The organism is Amycolatopsis sp. NPDC039088 (assembly GCF_055598845.1).
In genome coordinates this window covers 92,297-109,254 of the sequence record NZ_JBVKAE010000015.1, presented here as the reverse complement: position 1 = coordinate 109,254, position 16,958 = coordinate 92,297, and the positions used below count along the sequence as shown (strand labels likewise).

5 protein-coding genes and 1 tRNA gene are annotated in these 16,958 nt (G+C 63.0%); all 6 read left to right on the top strand.

Annotated elements, in window-relative coordinates:
- The first annotated feature begins 230 nt into the window (after positions 1-230).
- The 6 genes from ACZ7KI_RS20710 (at position 231) to ACZ7KI_RS20685 (ending at position 16,956) form a co-directional block, all read left to right on the top strand.
- Positions 231-303 (top strand) — tRNA-Arg (locus ACZ7KI_RS20710).
- A 322-nt stretch (positions 304-625) separates the two neighbouring features.
- Complete coding sequence (locus ACZ7KI_RS20705; RefSeq protein WP_470274729.1) at positions 626-6,856, top strand: protein kinase domain-containing protein; 6,231 nt, start codon at positions 626-628, stop codon at positions 6,854-6,856.
- Between the two features lie 23 nt (positions 6,857-6,879).
- Positions 6,880-9,771, top strand: coding sequence for a helicase-related protein (locus ACZ7KI_RS20700; protein WP_470274728.1), 2,892 nt, complete (start codon positions 6,880-6,882; stop codon positions 9,769-9,771).
- Complete coding sequence (locus ACZ7KI_RS20695; protein ID WP_470274727.1) at positions 9,771-13,913, top strand: Eco57I restriction-modification methylase domain-containing protein; 4,143 nt, start codon at positions 9,771-9,773, stop codon at positions 13,911-13,913. The genes ACZ7KI_RS20700 and ACZ7KI_RS20695 overlap by 1 nt, the downstream gene beginning before the upstream one ends.
- Positions 13,913-15,754: a DUF4357 domain-containing protein gene (locus ACZ7KI_RS20690; protein ID WP_470274726.1), complete on the top strand. Its 1,842-nt coding sequence runs from the start codon at positions 13,913-13,915 to the stop codon at positions 15,752-15,754. Before ACZ7KI_RS20695 ends, ACZ7KI_RS20690 begins: the two co-directional genes overlap by 1 nt.
- A complete protein-coding gene (locus ACZ7KI_RS20685; RefSeq protein WP_470274725.1) occupies positions 15,751-16,956 on the top strand; it encodes an McrC family protein in 1,206 nt (401 codons plus the stop codon). Before ACZ7KI_RS20690 ends, ACZ7KI_RS20685 begins: the two co-directional genes overlap by 4 nt.
- Positions 16,957-16,958 lie beyond the last annotated feature (2 nt).

Sequence of the window (16,958 nt, the reverse complement as noted above, 5' to 3'; positions counted from 1 at the left end):
TGTCGATCTAGGGCTCGATTCAGACCCTGTTTTGCTGGTGGAGAGTGTGGCTGCTCGTCGACCGATCCGCAGGTCGGGTGTCACTAGACGGCCAGTGTCCGGGTTCGGCCTGCTCATGGGACTGGTTGCGGCAGCGGCCTGGGTGCTACCGCCGTTCGGGTGCTCCGTGTGACTGAGCCCTCGTGTTCGCCTGGGGGCGGTGACCCGGTAGGCTGCGCGTGGCAGTACATGCCCTCGTAGCTCAGGGGATAGAGCACCGCTCTCCTAAAGCGGGTGTCGCAGGTTCGAATCCTGCCGGGGGCACTTCACCTGCAACGACATACTGAGCTATTAATGCAAGCGAAACATCGCGAGCGACTCAGTACCAGGACTGGCAATTCCAGACCACTCCGGACAGTCCTGCACGAGGCTTAGGCTGCGCCTTCAACATTTCCCATCTCGCTCGTGCATGACGGTTGCTCAAACCTCCGACCACAGCTGCGCTACACCGTCGAGTCGGTCTGTTGACGTCGCCAACAGACCGACTTGTTTCAAAACTGGGCACCTCGTGTACTCTGTTGCACTAAGCACACTTCGAACGACGTACAGCTCGTGGAAACTTGTCGATCATCGCGGGAGGGCGACGGTGACAGCGAATCCGGAAGTAGTAGCAGGTCGATTCAGGCTGGTGGGTCCAGTCGGCAGGGGCAACATGGGCGAAGTCCATCGCGCCGAGGACTTGGCGGCCACTGAACCTCACGGGACCGGCATCGTCGCTGTGAAGCTCATTCTGCGTAACCGCGCCGGAATCGTCCTCGACTCTGCACACGCCGACAAGACGACCGAGCGATTCGCTCGCGAAGTCCGGATCATGCGCCAGCTCGACCACCCGAACCTGCCCCACACCATCGATGGCGGCGTCGACAACTCCGGCGTGCCGTACCTGGCGATGGAATTTCTCGACGGACGCTCGCTCCGCGACCTTATTTCGGAACGCCCCCAGCTGCCAGCCTCCTGGGCCGCGGCCATCGGCGCGCAGATTGCGAGTGGCTTGTCGGCAGCACACGTCAAAGGCGTCGTGCATCGCGACCTCAAGCCGTCCAATGTGATGGTGCTCCACGGCGGTGCCGTCAAGGTTCTCGACTTCGGCATGGGCCGGGTCATCGACGACACCGAGAGCGACAAGGTCACCAGTACCGGCGTCACCGTCGGTACTGCCCGCTATATGGCACCCGAGCAATTCGGGGATTCGGCTGTTGCGCAGGCAGCCGACCTTTACGCTCTCGGGTGTGTATTGTTCGAGCTCCTGACCGGAGTGCCACCGTTTCACAGCGGGTCCGCCCATGAACTCGGCCAGAAGCACATCAACGAGCAAGCGCCTTCGGTACAGCTCATGCGTTCTGACATACCCAACGAGCTGGCTCTCCTGGTCGAACGACTGCTGGCAAAGGAACCCGCGGACCGTCCCGATGACGCCGTCGCAGTCCGCGAAGCACTGCTGCCATTGGTCAAGAGCATCGAGTCTGTGCCGGGATGGGACGACTTGAATCCAGCACGATGGCTCACCGAGACCCGAAAGGCGAAGACAACCGGACCGCCGAGCGCGTCCCTGGCCCAGCGATCGACATCCGGAATGGATGTTTTCGGCGTACATCGGAAGCTCATCGACGACTACCGCGCTTTCACCGAAGGCGGCACGATCATCCGCGACAAGCGGATCGAGGAGTTCGTCGAAAAAGACTTGGACGCAAAATCGCAGTGGCCTGACCCTTGGGTTTCCCTGAACCCGTTCTTCGCTTCAGGCGGCACTCTTCTCGAACTGACGGCCGAAGGTGTCTTACATCCGGAGTGCGCGCGTATCTTTCAAGCGGGTAAAACCGAAGGCGGAACGGTCTGCGACGGCAGGCCTCTCACGCTCCACCGTCACCAACGTGAGGCGATCGACGTCGCGCAGTCCGGCTCTTCCTACGTCCTCACGACAGGCACGGGGTCCGGCAAGTCCCTTTCGTACATCGTGCCGATCGTCGACAAGGTCCTGAAGGACCGCCAGGCCGAAGGCTCTCGCGCCCGTAAGCGTGTGCGAGCGATCATCGTCTATCCGATGAACGCCCTGGCAAACAGCCAGCTCAAAGAGCTCGATAAATATCTTCTCGACGGCTACGGCAAGGGCCGTGAACCGGTGACCTATGCCCGTTATACCGGTCAAGAAAGCGATGAGCGTCGTAAGGAGATCCGCGACAGCCCGCCGGACATCCTGCTCACCAACTACGTGATGCTCGAGCTCATGCTCACCAGGCCTGACGACCGTCGATCGCTGATCAAGATGGCGAAGGGTCTCGAATTCCTGGTCTTCGACGAGTTGCACACCTACCGTGGCCGCCAAGGGGCAGACGTCGCCCTGCTCATCCGCAGGGTTCGCGAAGCTTGCCAAGCCGAAAATGTGCAATGCGTGGGTACATCCGCCACGATGTCGAGCGAGGACACCTTCGACGACCAAAGGAAGGTCGTCGCCGACGTCGCGACCACACTGTTCGGCACCGAGGTGAACCCGGACAATGTCATCGGCGAGACACTCGTGCGCGCTACGGACGATTCACCACTGACAATCCCGGCAGAGCGGCTTCGAGCGCTCGAAGCCCCGACTGCTTACGCCGACCTCGTGAACGACCCTCTCGCGCGCTGGATCGAGACCCGTTTCGGCCTTGCCACGGAAGGCTCGGGTCACTTGGTTCGGCAGAAGCCCGCCAAAATCGAGGAGGCTGCGGCAGAACTAGCCGAGGAGAGCGGAGAGACCGAGGCGACTTGTGTCGAGGCGATCCGGCGCACTCTCAAGGCGGGTTCGGAGGCCCGGCACCCGGTCACCGAACGGCCGCTGTTCGCATTCCGGCTGCACCAGTTCCTGTCGAAAGGCGACACGGTCTATGTGACCCTGGAAGACAAGCAGACCCGCCATCTGACCCGCGACTACCAGCTCGTCCAACCGGGATCGAACGGCAAGATCCTTCTGCCACTCGCGTTCTGCCGTGAATGCGGGCAGGAGTACCTGACAGTCTGGCGGCAAGAGCGAGACGGCAGCTTCCGCTACGAGCCGCGGCGGGACACCAACGCGACCGGCGGCCGCGCCGGGGACGGCTACCTGTACGTCGACCACGACCGTCCTTGGCCGAGCAGCTCCAAGGAAGCCATCGCCGACCGACGACTTCCCGAATCCTGGCTCGACATCGACGACCAGGGAGAGGAAGTCGTGGCCGACTCCTACCTGAAACGCCTGCCGATCGCTGTCAAGGTGGACTCGTACGGCATCGAAGGCCAAGGCGAATTGGATGCGGCGTTCATCCCAGCACCCTTCCTGTTCTGCCTTCATTGCAACGTGAGCTACGAACAGACTAGGGGGAAGGACTTCGCGAAACTTGCGACCCTGGATCAGGAGGGACGTTCCTCCGCGACCTCGCTCGTGTCCACGTCCATTGTCCGCTCGCTCAAGGACGCTCCTGCCGATGCCCTCGACAAGAGGGCACGCAAGCTTCTCACCTTCGTCGACAACCGCCAGGACGCATCGTTGCAGGCAGGGCACTTCAACGACTTCGTACAGATCACGCAGTTACGCGCGGCCCTGTATCGCGCCGTGGTTGACGCAGGCGAAGACGGTATCCGGCACGAGGAGATCGCGTCACGTGTCTCGGCGGCTTTGGGTTTGGAACTCGCTGACTATGCGGGCAACGCGGATCTCGCTCCCGCGCTGAAGCGCAACGCCGCCAAGACACTCCAGGATGTCATCGCATTCCGGCTCTACGTGGATCTGCAACGCGGTTGGCGAATCACCATGCCCAACCTGGAACAGACCGGCCTGCTGGAGATGGACTACGAGGACCTCGATTGGCTCGCCGGTGAACACGATCGGTGGGCCGCCACGCACCCGAATATGCGTGACGCCGATCCCGGTCGACGCGCGGAGATCATGCGGGTCCTCCTTGACCACCTTCGCCGAGGTCTCGCTATCGACGTGCAGCATTTCCGCGACGACTTCGACACTCTTCAGCGGGCCAGCGAAGAGCGCCTCGTCGACCCTTGGGTGCTGTCCCTGAGTGACCGGCCGCAGGTCGGCACCGCTTATCCCCGCGGCTCCAGGCCAGGCATGGACCGCGCTGGTCTGTTCGTGTCGGGCCGGGGCAAGTTCGGGAAGTACCTTCGCCGCGTTCATTTCAAGGAGTTGTCCACCGACGATGCACAGCAGGTCATCGCGGATCTCCTCAAAGTGCTCAGTGATGCCGGGCTGGTGGCGGAAATCGACATGACCCCGCAGCGCTCTGGCCGGTTTCGTCGCGCTACGAGTTCAACGATCACCGGCTACCGCGTCTCAGCTCGAAGTCTGATCTGGAAAGCCGGCACAGGCGAGACAGGAACGCACGACCCGTTGACGCGCACGTATGGCAGCGGCGACGGCCCACGCGTCAATACCTTTTTCCGTGATCTCTACCGTGGCGCGGCCGGCGCGCTCGGTGGGCTGGCGGCCAGGGAGCACACTGCCCAGGTTGACCCTCTAGAGCGGGAGCGTCGCGAAGACGCCTTCCGCAAGGGAGAACTCAAGCTGCTATATTGCTCCCCGACGATGGAGCTGGGTGTCGATATCGCCGAACTGAACGCGGTAATGATGCGCAATGTTCCTCCCACACCCGCGAACTACGCACAGCGCAGCGGCCGCGCAGGCCGATCCGGACAACCAGCCCTGGTCACCACCTATTGCGCTACCGGCAACAGTCATGACCAGTACTACTTCCGTCGCTCGGATCGGATGGTCGCCGGGATCATCAACCGGCCGCGCCTCGACCTCACGAACGAGGATCTGGTGCGCTCACACGTCCAAGCGATCTGGTTGGCAGAATCCAGCCTCAAGCTGGGCCGTGCCATCCCTGAGATCATCGACATCAGCTACAACGAAGACGCGCGCCTGCCGAATCCGGCGCTCCCCCTGCATGACGACGTCGACCTGAAGCGGCACGATGTGGATGCCCAGCGCCGCGCCGTCACGGCCGCTCGACAGGTGTTCGGCGGACTGTTGGCCGAATTCACGAAAACGGCGTGGTGGCACGACCAGTGGCTCGAAGAAACGGCTCGCGCGGCCGGCGAACGGTTCGACAAGGGTTTCGACCGCTGGCGCAAGCTGTTCAAGGCCGCTCTGGTGGATCAGGCCGAGCAGAACCGCCGGGTGCTGGACCACACACTTTCCGAACGCGACCGCAGAATCGCCGTCGGGCGGCGGAAAGAAGCTGAAACACAGCTCAATCTGCTCAAGAACGAGAGCGCAGACAGCAACTCGGTGCTGTCAGACTTCAACCCCTACCGCTACCTCGCCAGCGAGGGCTTCCTGCCGGGATATTCTTTTCCCCGCTTACCTCTCGCCGCGTACATCCCTACCTCCGGCCGCCGCTTCGGTGACGGTGACTACCTCCAGCGTCCGCGTTTTCTCGCCATCCGCGAATTCGGCCCTGGCGCGCTCATTTACCACGAGGGCTCCCGCTACCAGGTCACCCGGATCCAGTTGACCCCTGATGAAACGGGGGACGTGGTCACCTCAACTGCGAGGCGATGTGCTGCCTGTGGCTATCACCACGACGAACAGGTCAACGCCGACAACTGCCAGATGTGCGCTGAACCCTTGCGTGAGCGGACAGTGGGGTTGCTCAAGCTGAGCACCGTTTACACCAAGCGACGGGAGCGGATTTCCTCCGACGAGGAGGAACGCCGGCGCGCCGGCTTCCGGCTGGTGACGTCGTACCGGTTCCACGACCACGGCGCCAGGCCCGGCCGTCGGGACGCACTCATCACCGACGACGACGGTAAGATCGCCACGGTGGCTTACGGTGATTCAGCGACTGTGCGCATCACCAACGTCGGCCGCCTACGCGCCAAAGTCGACGAGCCGGACGGCTTCTGGCTTGACCCGGCTGACGGCCGATGGATGAACGAGCGCGATGCCGCCGACGCGTCAGGCGACTCGAGCGAAATGCCGGTCATCGATGCCGACGGCAACGAGTCACGCCGCAAGAAACGCGTGATCCCCTATGTCGAAGATCGCCGCAACATCTTGGTCTTCAAGCTCACCGACCCGTTGGAAGAACCGGTGGCGCTTTCGCTCATGTACGCCTTGGAGCGGGGAATCGAAGCGGCTTTCGAGCTGGAGGACTCCGAACTGACCAGCGAGCTGCTGCCACCCGACGATGGCCCCCGAGACCGGATCCTGTTCACCGAAGCCGCCGAGGGTGGAGCCGGCGTACTACGCCTGATGCAGTCGGATCCGAACGCGCTGAGGCGTGCAGCGGCCATGGCTCTCGAAATTTGTCACTTCGGTGCCGACGGCACGGACCTCGGGGGCCCGCACCCCAACCGGCTTTGTGCACAGGGCTGCTACGAATGCCTTCTGACTTATGGCAACCAGGGCAACCACGGTGCGATCGACCGGCACTCCGTTCGGGAGCTACTGTTGCGTTTCGCCGGTGCTCAAGCTCTGACGACGGGTCAGGGGGAATCCCGTTCGGAACAATTGACGCGCCTTGGCAGTCAGGCGGAGACCCAACTGGAGGTTCGGCTCATCCAATGGTTGAAGGAGCACGGTCTACGGCTTCCCGATGAAGCCCAGACCTTCGTGCCTGAGGCTCTGGCCCGGCCCGACTACGTCTACCGGTTGGAGGGCGTGAACGTTGCGGTCTTCGTCGACGGCCCGGTGCACGAGTATCCGGCGGTGGCGCAACGCGATTTCGACGCGGAGGAGCGCTTGTTCGACAAAGGCTGGGACGTGGTGCGGTTCCCGCACGACGCCGACTGGTCGGCCATCGCGAAACAGTTCGAGCGTTACTTCGGGCCCGGCGTGGGCGTCTGACAACGAAAGAGACCATTCTCCTGATGACCACCTTCACCCCAGGCTCGCTGGTTTCCGCACGCGGACGCGATTGGGTCGTGCTGCCGGAAAGTGCCACCGACATGCTCGTCCTGCGCCCGTTGGGCGGCGCGGACGACGACGTTGCGGCGGTCTTTCCCGCCTTCGAGGATGTACGCAGCGCCGAGTTCCCGTCCCCGTCCGCGGACGATCTCGGCGACGCACTCGCCGCCGGCCTCCTCCGCTCCGCTTTGCGCATCGGCTTCCGTTCCGGCGCGGGGCCCTTCCGTTCGCTGGCGGGGATCGCCGTCGAGCCACGGGCATACCAGCTCGTCCCACTTATGATGGCCTTGCGGCAGCGGGTCGTACGCTTGCTGATCTCGGACGACGTCGGGATCGGCAAGACTGTCGAGGCCGGTCTCATCGCCAGTGAACTCCTTGCCCAGGGAAGCGCGAAGGGCCTGGCCGTACTGTGTTCACCCGCCCTGGCCGAACAGTGGCAAGACGAGCTGCGCGCCAAGTTCGGCATCGACGCAGAGCTAGTGTTGGCTTCCACCGTATCCAGGCTGGAACGCGGGCTCGACCTGGGCCAATCGCTGTTTGACAGGCATCCGCATGTGGTGGTCTCCACGGATTTCATCAAGTCGACCCGACACCGGGACGACTTCGTCAAACACTGCCCGGATCTCGTCATCGTCGATGAGGCACACACGTGTGTCACCGCCGATGACAGCACGTCCAAACAAAATCAGCTGCGCTACGAACTGCTGCAGAAGGTCGCGGCCGATACTGAGCGACACCTGCTCCTGGTGACCGCGACCCCGCACAGCGGCAAAGAAAGCGCCTTCCGCGCACTCCTCGGTCTGGTCAAGCCGGAGCTCGCCGAGGCCCATCTGGAGACTGATGCGGGCCGCCGGTTGCTAGCGGCACACTTCGTACAGCGCAAGCGTGCCGACGTACGCCAATTCCTCACGACGAACGACGGCTTAGCCGACGACAACCTGCGTGAGGACACCGCGTTCCCATCGGACCGCTTCTTCAAAGACGAGACCTACAAGCTCACTCCGGCTTACCGCGCCCTGCTCGATGACGCGATCGCTTACGCGAGTGAGCGTGTGACAGCAGCCGGCGACCAGGGCAAACGTGAGGTGCGGATCGCCTGGTGGTCGGCGATCGCACTGCTGCGCTCTCTGGTGTCTTCGCCACGGGCCGCCACACAGACCTTGCGAACCCGGTCCGCCGCAGCGTCCGCCGCGAGCGCCGAGGAAGCCGACCGACTCGGTGCTCCGTTGACCCGGGACGCCGCGGACAGCGACGCACTGGAAGGTCTCGACGTCGCGCCAGGCGCCGAAACCGAGGTAGCCGGCGCACGGCTCGCCGAGCTCGCCGAACGGGCATTGCTGCTGGAAGGCATGGACGAGGACCGCAAGCTGGCGACCTTGGTCAAGCAACTCAAAGCACTCCTCGCGGACGGCTATCACCCGATCGTCTTCTGCCGCTACATCCCGACAGCCGAGTACGTCGCCGAGCATCTGGAAGGCAAGCTCGGCCGCAAGACCGTCGTGCGCGCAGTGACGGGGACGCTGTCCCCTCAACAGCGGCTGCAGCGCATCGAGGATCTGGCCGAGGAGGCCGGGGACGACGCTGCGGCCCGTCGCGTACTGGTGGCAACCGACTGCCTGTCTGAGGGTGTGAACCTTCAGCACTACTTCGACGCCGTGGTCCACTACGACCTGGCGTGGAATCCCACCAGGCACGACCAGCGAGAGGGCCGCGTCGACCGCTACGGTCAGAAGCGGGACACCGTCAAGGTCATCACCCTCTACGGCAGCGACAACGGCATCGACGGCAAGGTCCTCGAAGTCCTCATCAAGAAGCACCGACAGATCCGGAAGGACCTGGGTATTTCGGTCTCCGTGCCCGACGCCGCCTCGTCCGGCGTCACGGACGCGATCGTCGAATGGTTGTTGATGCGCAACGATCGGCCGGAGCAGGCGAGCCTGTTCGAGATGGAGACGATCAACGATAGGGCCGAACAGCTGGACGCGGACTGGAAGTCCGCCGCCGAACGGGAAACGACCTCACGCTCTCGGTTCGCTCAGCGAGCCATCCGCCCGGACGAAGTCGCCAAGGAAGTCACCGCCATCCGGGAGACGCTGGGACGCGCCGACGAGGTCCGGGACTTCACCCGGCAGTCACTGGCCGCACTGGAAGCTGTCCTTCGGAACGAAGGCAGTGACTTCACCGCGGACGTAAGCGGTGCGCCCGTCGGCCTCCGGGACGCTCTCGCTCCAGTCGTCGGCGGTGAAGCGATCGAACGAGGCCGTCCGATACCGTTTCGTGCGACTGCGGCTGTGGCGCGCGGAGAAGCGGCCTTAGTTCGTACTGACCCGGTAGTCGGCTCGATCGCGGGCTTCGTCCTCAATGCGGCTTTGGACGACAAGGCGGGTGGGCCTCGGCCGGCCCGGCGGTGTGGTGTGATCCGCACGAAGGGCGTCGGCACCCGCACGACTCTGTTGCTGTTGCGGTATCGCTTCCACCTCACTCTTCCGTCCAGGGTGGGCGAACGACAGCTGGTCGCTGAGGACGCCCGCTTGGTCGCCTTCCAGGGAGCGCCTGCCAACGCGACCTGGCTGTCTGGCGAGGAAGCCATCCGCCTGCTGGACCTGACCGCCGACGAGAACACCGACCGGGACTTCGGCGCCCGGACCATGGCCCGAGTACTTGACGCCCTGCCCGCCACTAAGCCACATCTTGAGGCCTACGGAGACGAACTCGCGGCCGAGCTACTCGCGTCGCATCGCCGGGTTCGCCTCGCGTCCGCAGAGATCGTCCGTGGTGTGAACGTCACCGCCCAGAAACCGGCCGACATTCTCGGCGCCTACGTCTACCTGCCGGTCGCTGGAGGAGTCGCCTGATGTCCGCTGTCACTCGTAACCAGGTTTTTTCCGCGGTCCACACCATCGGCGGCCTGCTGCCGGCCGACATGCTGGTGCGCATTTCCGAAGGCAAGGACGTCAAGGGCAGCCGACCGGCCGACTACCGCGTTGTCGGCGCGCGTTCCGTACGCGACGAAGCCGAGCGACACTGGGACTACCTCAAGTCGGTCTGGACTGAACTGCGGGAGCAGCTTCCGGTCGCTCCGGACGCCGACGCACCGGCCGACCCCACCGGCTTGGCCGTCACCCAATGGCTCATGCCGCTCTTCAACGAGTTCGGCTTCGGCGCGCTGACCGCGCTCGGCGCCTCGGGTATCACATCCGACGACGGCACCAAGACGTTCCCGGTCAGCCACCGCTGGAACCACGTGCCCGTTCACTTGACGGCATGGAGTAAGTCCCTCGATAAGCGGCCAGGTGGCGCCGGCACCGTGCCGCCCCAATCGCTGGTTCAGGAGCTCCTGAACCGTGCGAGCGCTCACCTGTGGGGTGTCGTCACCAATGGCCGTCAGCTCCGGCTGCTCCGCGACTCCAGCGCTCTCGCCACCGCTTCGTACGTCGAATTCGACCTGGAAGCCATCTTCGACGGCGAGCTGTTCAGCGAGTTCGTCCTGTTGTACCGGCTGCTGCACGTTTCCCGTTTCGATACAGCCGAAGGTGCGGCACCCTCGACCTGCTGGCTCGAGAAGTGGCGTCTCGACGCGATCACCTCCGGAACGCGAGCCCTGGACCATCTCCGCGACGGTGTGGAGAAGGCGATCACGACGCTCGGTACGGGTTTTCTCAAGCACCCGGCCAACTCCAGCCTGCGGGAGAACGTCGACGTCACCGCGCTCCACAACGCTTTGCTTCGGCTCGTCTACCGCCTGCTGTTCGTCTTCGTCGCCGAAGACCGGGAAGCATTGCATCATCCGAAGGCTGGAGCCCAAGCTCGTGAGCGCTATGCCACGTATTTCTCGACGTCGAGACTACGAACTCACGCACGGCGGCGTCGGGGCAGCGCACACGACGATCTCTATCAAGGGCTGCGGATCGTCCTCGACGCACTCGGTGACGAGAACGGCCGCCCCGAACTTGGCCTGCCCGGTCTCGGTGGCATCTTCGACGACACGGATGCTGATGCCCCGCTGCGGGGGCTATCGCTGTCGAATGAGTACTTGCTGACCGCGGTCCGCCACCTCTCCCGGGTCCGGGACGATGCGCGCTGGCGTCCCGTCGACTACCGCAACATGGGCGCGGAGGAACTGGGTTCCATCTACGAGTCGTTGCTGGAGTCCGTACCCAAGCACAGCGCCGTCGACGGCACCTTCGAGCTGATCAACCGCCTCGGCAACGATCGTAAGAAGACGGGCTCGTACTACACGCCGAGCTCTTTGATCGAAACCCTGCTCGACTCCACCCTTGACCCAGTCATCGACGACGCGCAAAAACGAGGTGAACAACGCGCGTCGACTGACGGCGCGCCTGATCCTGCTGAACACATCGTCGCGGAACTGCTGTCGCTCACGGTCTGCGATCCAGCTTGTGGTTCGGGCCACTTCCTGGTTGCCGCGGCCCGTCGCATCGCCAAACGCGTGGCCGCGGTACGGGAGAACAACCCGGAACCCACCCTCGATGCGGTCAGGCACGCCCTGCACGAGGTCATCGCGCGATGCGTCTATGGCGTCGACCTCAACCCCATGGCCGTCGAACTCGCGAAGGTCGCGCTGTGGCTGGAAGCACTGGAGCCGGGCACGCCTCTCAGCTTCCTTGACGCTCACATCAAGCACGGCAACGGACTGATCGGAGCAACTCCCGCCCTTTTGCGAGGTGGTATTCCCAGCACGGCGTTCAAGAGCGTAGAGGGAGACGACGACACCTACGCCAGGCTACTGAGCAGGATGAACGACAAGGAACAGGCCGGTCAGTTATCACTCGACCTGCCTGTCGAAGTGAAGGTGGCCAACGCCGCTTTCGCTTCCGACCTTTACCGCATCACGAGCGCACCATCCAGCAACCTCGCGGAGGTTCGTCAGCAAGCCGTGAATTATCGAGGCTGGGAAACCTCCGGCGAATACCAGCATGCGCGGCATGTCGCCGATGCCTGGTGCGCGGCATTCATGTGGTACAAGACCAGGGATGCCCCCACACCGGTCACCCAGAACGTGTTCCGCGCCCTCCAGGATCCAGCTGCGTCCGCTGCTTCTCAAGCCACCCACGAGGAGATCGTCCGACTACGCGATCAATACCACTTCTTTCACTGGCATCTGGCGTTCCCGGACGTCTTCGCTGTCCCCGAGGACGGCACGGGAGTGGATCCCGCCACCGGTTGGGCGGGCGGCTTCTCGTGTGTACTCGGAAACCCGCCGTGGGACAAGGTCGACTTCGAGGACAAGAAGTACTTCAGCGTAGTTGAACCGTCGATTGCAGCGATCTCCGGCACTGCCCGGCGTTCACGGATCGTCGAGTGGGCGGAAGAGAACCCCCACGCGGGTGAGCGATACCGAGCCGAGCGCCGCAAGCAGAAGTCCACGTTTCTTTTCGCTGGCAGCTCAGGCGCGTTCCCTCTGTGCGGCAAGGGGTTGACAGTCAAGGGGGTCAATTCCCTCCAGACCGACCAACTCTTCGCCGAGCGATTCGCAGCCATCGTCGCACCCACTGGGCGCGTCGGGTGCATTATCCCGACCGCAATCGCGACTGGCGCAGGGGCACAGCACCTGCTCAGCGACTTCACCCAACGCGGCGCCATTTCCCTCCTTTATGACTTCGAGAATCGGAAGCCTCTATTCGTTGGCGTACACGCCAGCTACAAGTTTTGCCTGCTGTCGCTTGTCGGTCGAGATCTCCGCGAGCCAGCCTCAGCTTTTGCCTTCTTCCTAGCTGACACCACCGACCTCGACCAGGCTGATCGAATCTTCGCGCTCAGCCCCGAGGAAATCACCCTTATCAACCCTAACACCGGCACTCTCCCAATCTTCCGCAGTCGCCGGGATGCCGACCTTACCGCGTCAATTTACCATCGAACTCCGGCACTATGGAACGAGAAAAAGAAGAACGGAAACCCTTGGAGTGTGACCTTCAAGCGCCTATTCGACATGACGGACGACTCGGATCTTTTCCGGACTCGCCAGCGACTGGAAGCGGAGGGCTGGACTCTTAAGGGCAACACCTTTGTTCGAAATGGCAAGCGAATGCTGCCACTGTATGAAGCGAAGATGGTCGACTTCTTCAATCACCGCGCTGCCGACGTCGTCAAGAGCGAGACCGCGGTAAGCAGGCAAAACCAACCCCGTTACCTGACACATGAAGAACTGAGGAGCGCGGAACGGCTAGCCTTGCCCCTGAATTGGGTTTCCGAGAGCGGACTCATCTCTACTCGCAGGAAAAACAAGGAGGTAGAGGTACCCGGCGTTGATCTGCGACTGGACGAGGCAAAGTGGGACCGCAGTTGGCTTTGCGGATGGTGCGATGTAACGTCGTCAACCAACGAACGGACGGCGATTCCTGCTCTCCTTCCGCGCACAGCGGTCGGACATAAGTTTCCGTTGATGTTGGTGCGCGTCTCGAGCAAGCTCTCCGTAGCACTGGTCGCCGTCCAGAGTTCCTTAGTCTTCGACTATGTGAGTCGTCAGAAAATTGGCAGTACGAGCATGGGACTCTTCATTTGGAAGCAGCTGCCTGTTCCTACCCCCGAAACGATGGAGCCGCACACATCGTTCATCACCCCGCGCGTCCTCGAACTCGTTCACACCGCCTATGACATGGCAGGGCTTGCGCGCGACCTCGACGATGTCGGCGAACCGTTCCAGTGGAATGAAGAACGCCGGGCACAAATCCGAGCGGAACTGGACGCGTACTTCTTCCACCTATACGGGATTGACCGAACCGACACCGACTACATTCTGGAGACCTTCCAGTCTGATTCAGGTGGCGGCCTCAAGAACAACGAAATCGCCAAGTACGGTACCTACCGCACTAAGGACCTGATCCTCGCCGAGTACGACCGCATGGCAGCTGCCGGAGTCAGCCTCACCACGCCACTGATCGACGGCGAGAGCTACACCTCCACTCTCAATCCGCCTCCCGGCCACGGCCCCCGCCACCCGGCAGCGCCCGACACGGCGTCCGGTGAGGAAGCCTGATGGCCGACCAATACCCCGAGTTCCAGCTCCGCCTACCTCGCGGCGGCCCGATCGCACGCGGGCGTCTGCTCGCGGAGAAAGGCACCAACGGCAGTCAGAAGTTCGTCGTTGGCAGAGGTTCTCCCGTTCGGCCGAACGTCATGCCGTCGTTCCCGGTCCACATGACCTCGTCCGACGCGCTTCGAAAGCGGCTCATTGCCGATGGCAAGATCATTGATTCGAGCACGTGGACGGATTACCTCGAGACGACCGAGGACATCACCTGTAATTCACCCTCTGCCGCCGCAGAGATCTTGCTCGGCCGGGCCGCCAACGGCTGGCTTGAATGGAAGACAGCCGACGGCTATCCGCTCGGCGACTACATCAAGTCCCCATCGCATGGTCCAGCTCGGACATGGTTGGTCCGCGGATCCAACGTGTCCGGCTTCGACCTCGTCCAACGGCTGTGGTTGCCTGAAGGACGGGTGAGCGTCGCGGCCGGCCGCCTGCGCGAGAGCCTCGAACAAGGCACGACCAAGGACGAGCTTCGTACCATCGTCGACGAGGACTACGAATCCACCCTGACGTACAGCCAGCGACTTCGGCTCGCCGAGGAGGTACACGCATTCCTCTCGAAGATGAAACCGGGCGACACGGTCTGCACGATCTCCAACGGACTGCTGTACGTCGGCGAGATCACCGGCGAGGCAGAGCAGATCGCATCGGACGGAGCGCGATCTAACCTCCGACGCCCTGCGGAGTGGCAGAGCGTTGGCTATCCCTACGACAAACTCCCAGAGGAACTTCAGCAGAAGCTGTCCATCCAGCACGACCTTGTCGACCTCACATCAGTCGGTGCGCTCGTCACCGGGCTCGGCCGCAGTGACCAGGAACTGTCAGAAGAAGCCGAGGAGTCCGAGGGGGATTCCAGCGCGGAGCTGGCCGCGCTGGTGGCTCGCCGAGAATTGGAGTTGCCCGAACCGTCCAAGGAACTTGCGGATGAGCTGCTCGTCCACGACGTCGAGTGGCTTCGGGAAGTCCGGAATCTGCTCTGGGACGATCGGCAGCTCATCTTCTACGGACCGCCGGGAACCGGCAAGACATACCTGGCGCTCAAGCTGGCAGAGTACTTCGGTGGTGGCCCCGAGCAAGTCAAGCTCGTGCAGTTCCATCCCTCCTACGCCTACGAGGACTTCTTCGAAGGCTTTCGCCCTCAGGAGGATCCAAAAACTCGCGAGGTCGCCTTCCGGATCACCGACGGGCCACTACGCGAACTCGCCGACCTTGCTTCTCGCGAAGGCAATCGACACATACCCCACTTCCTCGTGATCGACGAGATCAACCGCGCCAATCTCGCGAAGGTATTCGGTGAGCTGTACTTCCTGCTGGAGTACCGCAACAAGTCGGTACGGCTCACATACTCGGGCAACGATTTCGCGCTGCCGTCGAACCTGTTCCTCATCGGCACCATGAACACGGCCGACCGCTCCATCGCACTCGTGGACGCCGCGATGCGCCGCCGCTTCTCCTTCGTCGAGCTTTCCCCTGAGACGGAGCCGGCCAGTGGGTTGCTGCGCCGCTGGCTCTACCGGGAGGGCCGGAACACCGAACCCGCAGACCTGCTTGAAGCCGTGAACGCCCGCATTACCGACCCGGACTTCCAGGTCGGCCCTTCCTACCTGATGAAGAAGGGCGTCTACCGCGACGGCGGGTTGGAACGGACCTGGCGGACGAAAATTCTTCCCCTCCTCGAAGAACATCACTACGGCGAGGACGTGAACGTCGAGCAGCGGTACGGTTTGCGCGCACTCCGGGCCTCCCTCGCACCATCGCCCAAGACGGAAGAGCCCACTCCACCGTGACCGTCCTTCGGCTTGCTGAGCACGGCGCCACGGTGTCGGTATCACTCGACGACATCGCCGGTCGCGCGCTCGCCGCTTCTCGGGTTGTCGAAGCAACACCGGACCCGTTCGCTGCCGGGCAATGGCGTGTGCGGGCCAAAGGTACGGTCGGAGTGGCCACAATCCACGTGCCCGACGGTGGCACGGTCACACTCCGGATCGCGCCGAAGATTCCCGTCGCCAGGCTTCTGTTCCTCATCGGATTCAGCAGGAGCGCGAAAGGATGGCGCACCGAGGATGTGCAGGTAAAGGAAGACAGCGACCTGCTTCCGGTGCTCGCACGGCTGTTCACCGCGCAGGCCGACGAAGCGCTGCGCCAAGGACTGCTCAAGGGTTACCGGCACACCGAGGAGACCGCTCTCGTCATGCGAGGTCGGGTTCTCATGTCGGAGCAGGTTCGCCGACATCACGGCCGGCTCGTCCCACTGGAGATCGGACACGACGAATTCACCAGTGACATCGCCGAAAACCGCTTGATCCGCACCGCATGCGAACGGCTGCTCCGATTATCTGACGAAATTCCCGCCGCCGTTCGCGAACGACTCCTACGACTGCGCACCCGGTTGGCTGACATCACGGCAATCCGACGCGGCGAGAACCTGCCACCGTGGCTACCGAGCCGGCTCAACGCGCGTTACCACCGGGTATTGCGGTTGGCCGACATTGTTCTCCGCGGAGCTTCGGTCGAGCACGACCCAGGCGACGTGACGGTGAACGGTTTCCTTTTCGACATGGCACGGGTCTTCGAAGACTTCGTCACAACAGCTCTGCGTGACGCACTGGCCACGAGCCGCGGCCACTGTGTCCTACAGGCCAGACACCACCTTGACGAGCGCAACGCCATCCGCGTGATCCCCGATTTCGTCCGCTATGCCGAAGACGGAACCCCGATCGCTGTCGCTGACGCGAAGTACAAGGCCGAGAAGCCCGAGGGATTCCCCGATGCCGATCTCTACCAGATGCTGGCATACTGCACTGCCTTGAATCTCTCGAACGGCCACCTCATCTATGCAAAGGGCAATGCCATCCACGGTTCTCACCGCGTCAAGCACGCGGGAGTCACCATCCATCAACACACGCTCGAACTCGACCTGCCGCCGACAGAACTGCGTCGTGAGATCGAAGGCCTGGCCCGTCACCTCGCCCCGGAGATAGGATCTTGAAC

Excerpts from the sequence above, each read along its gene's own strand:
- ACZ7KI_RS20700 (WP_470274728.1), top strand. The coding sequence starts at position 6,880 with ATGACCACCTTCACCCCAGGCTCGCTGGTTTCCGCACGCGGACGCGAT.
- ACZ7KI_RS20690 (WP_470274726.1), top strand. The coding sequence starts at position 13,913 with ATGGCCGACCAATACCCCGAGTTCCAGCTCCGCCTACCTCGCGGCGGC.
- ACZ7KI_RS20695 (WP_470274727.1), top strand. The coding sequence starts at position 9,771 with ATGTCCGCTGTCACTCGTAACCAGGTTTTTTCCGCGGTCCACACCATC.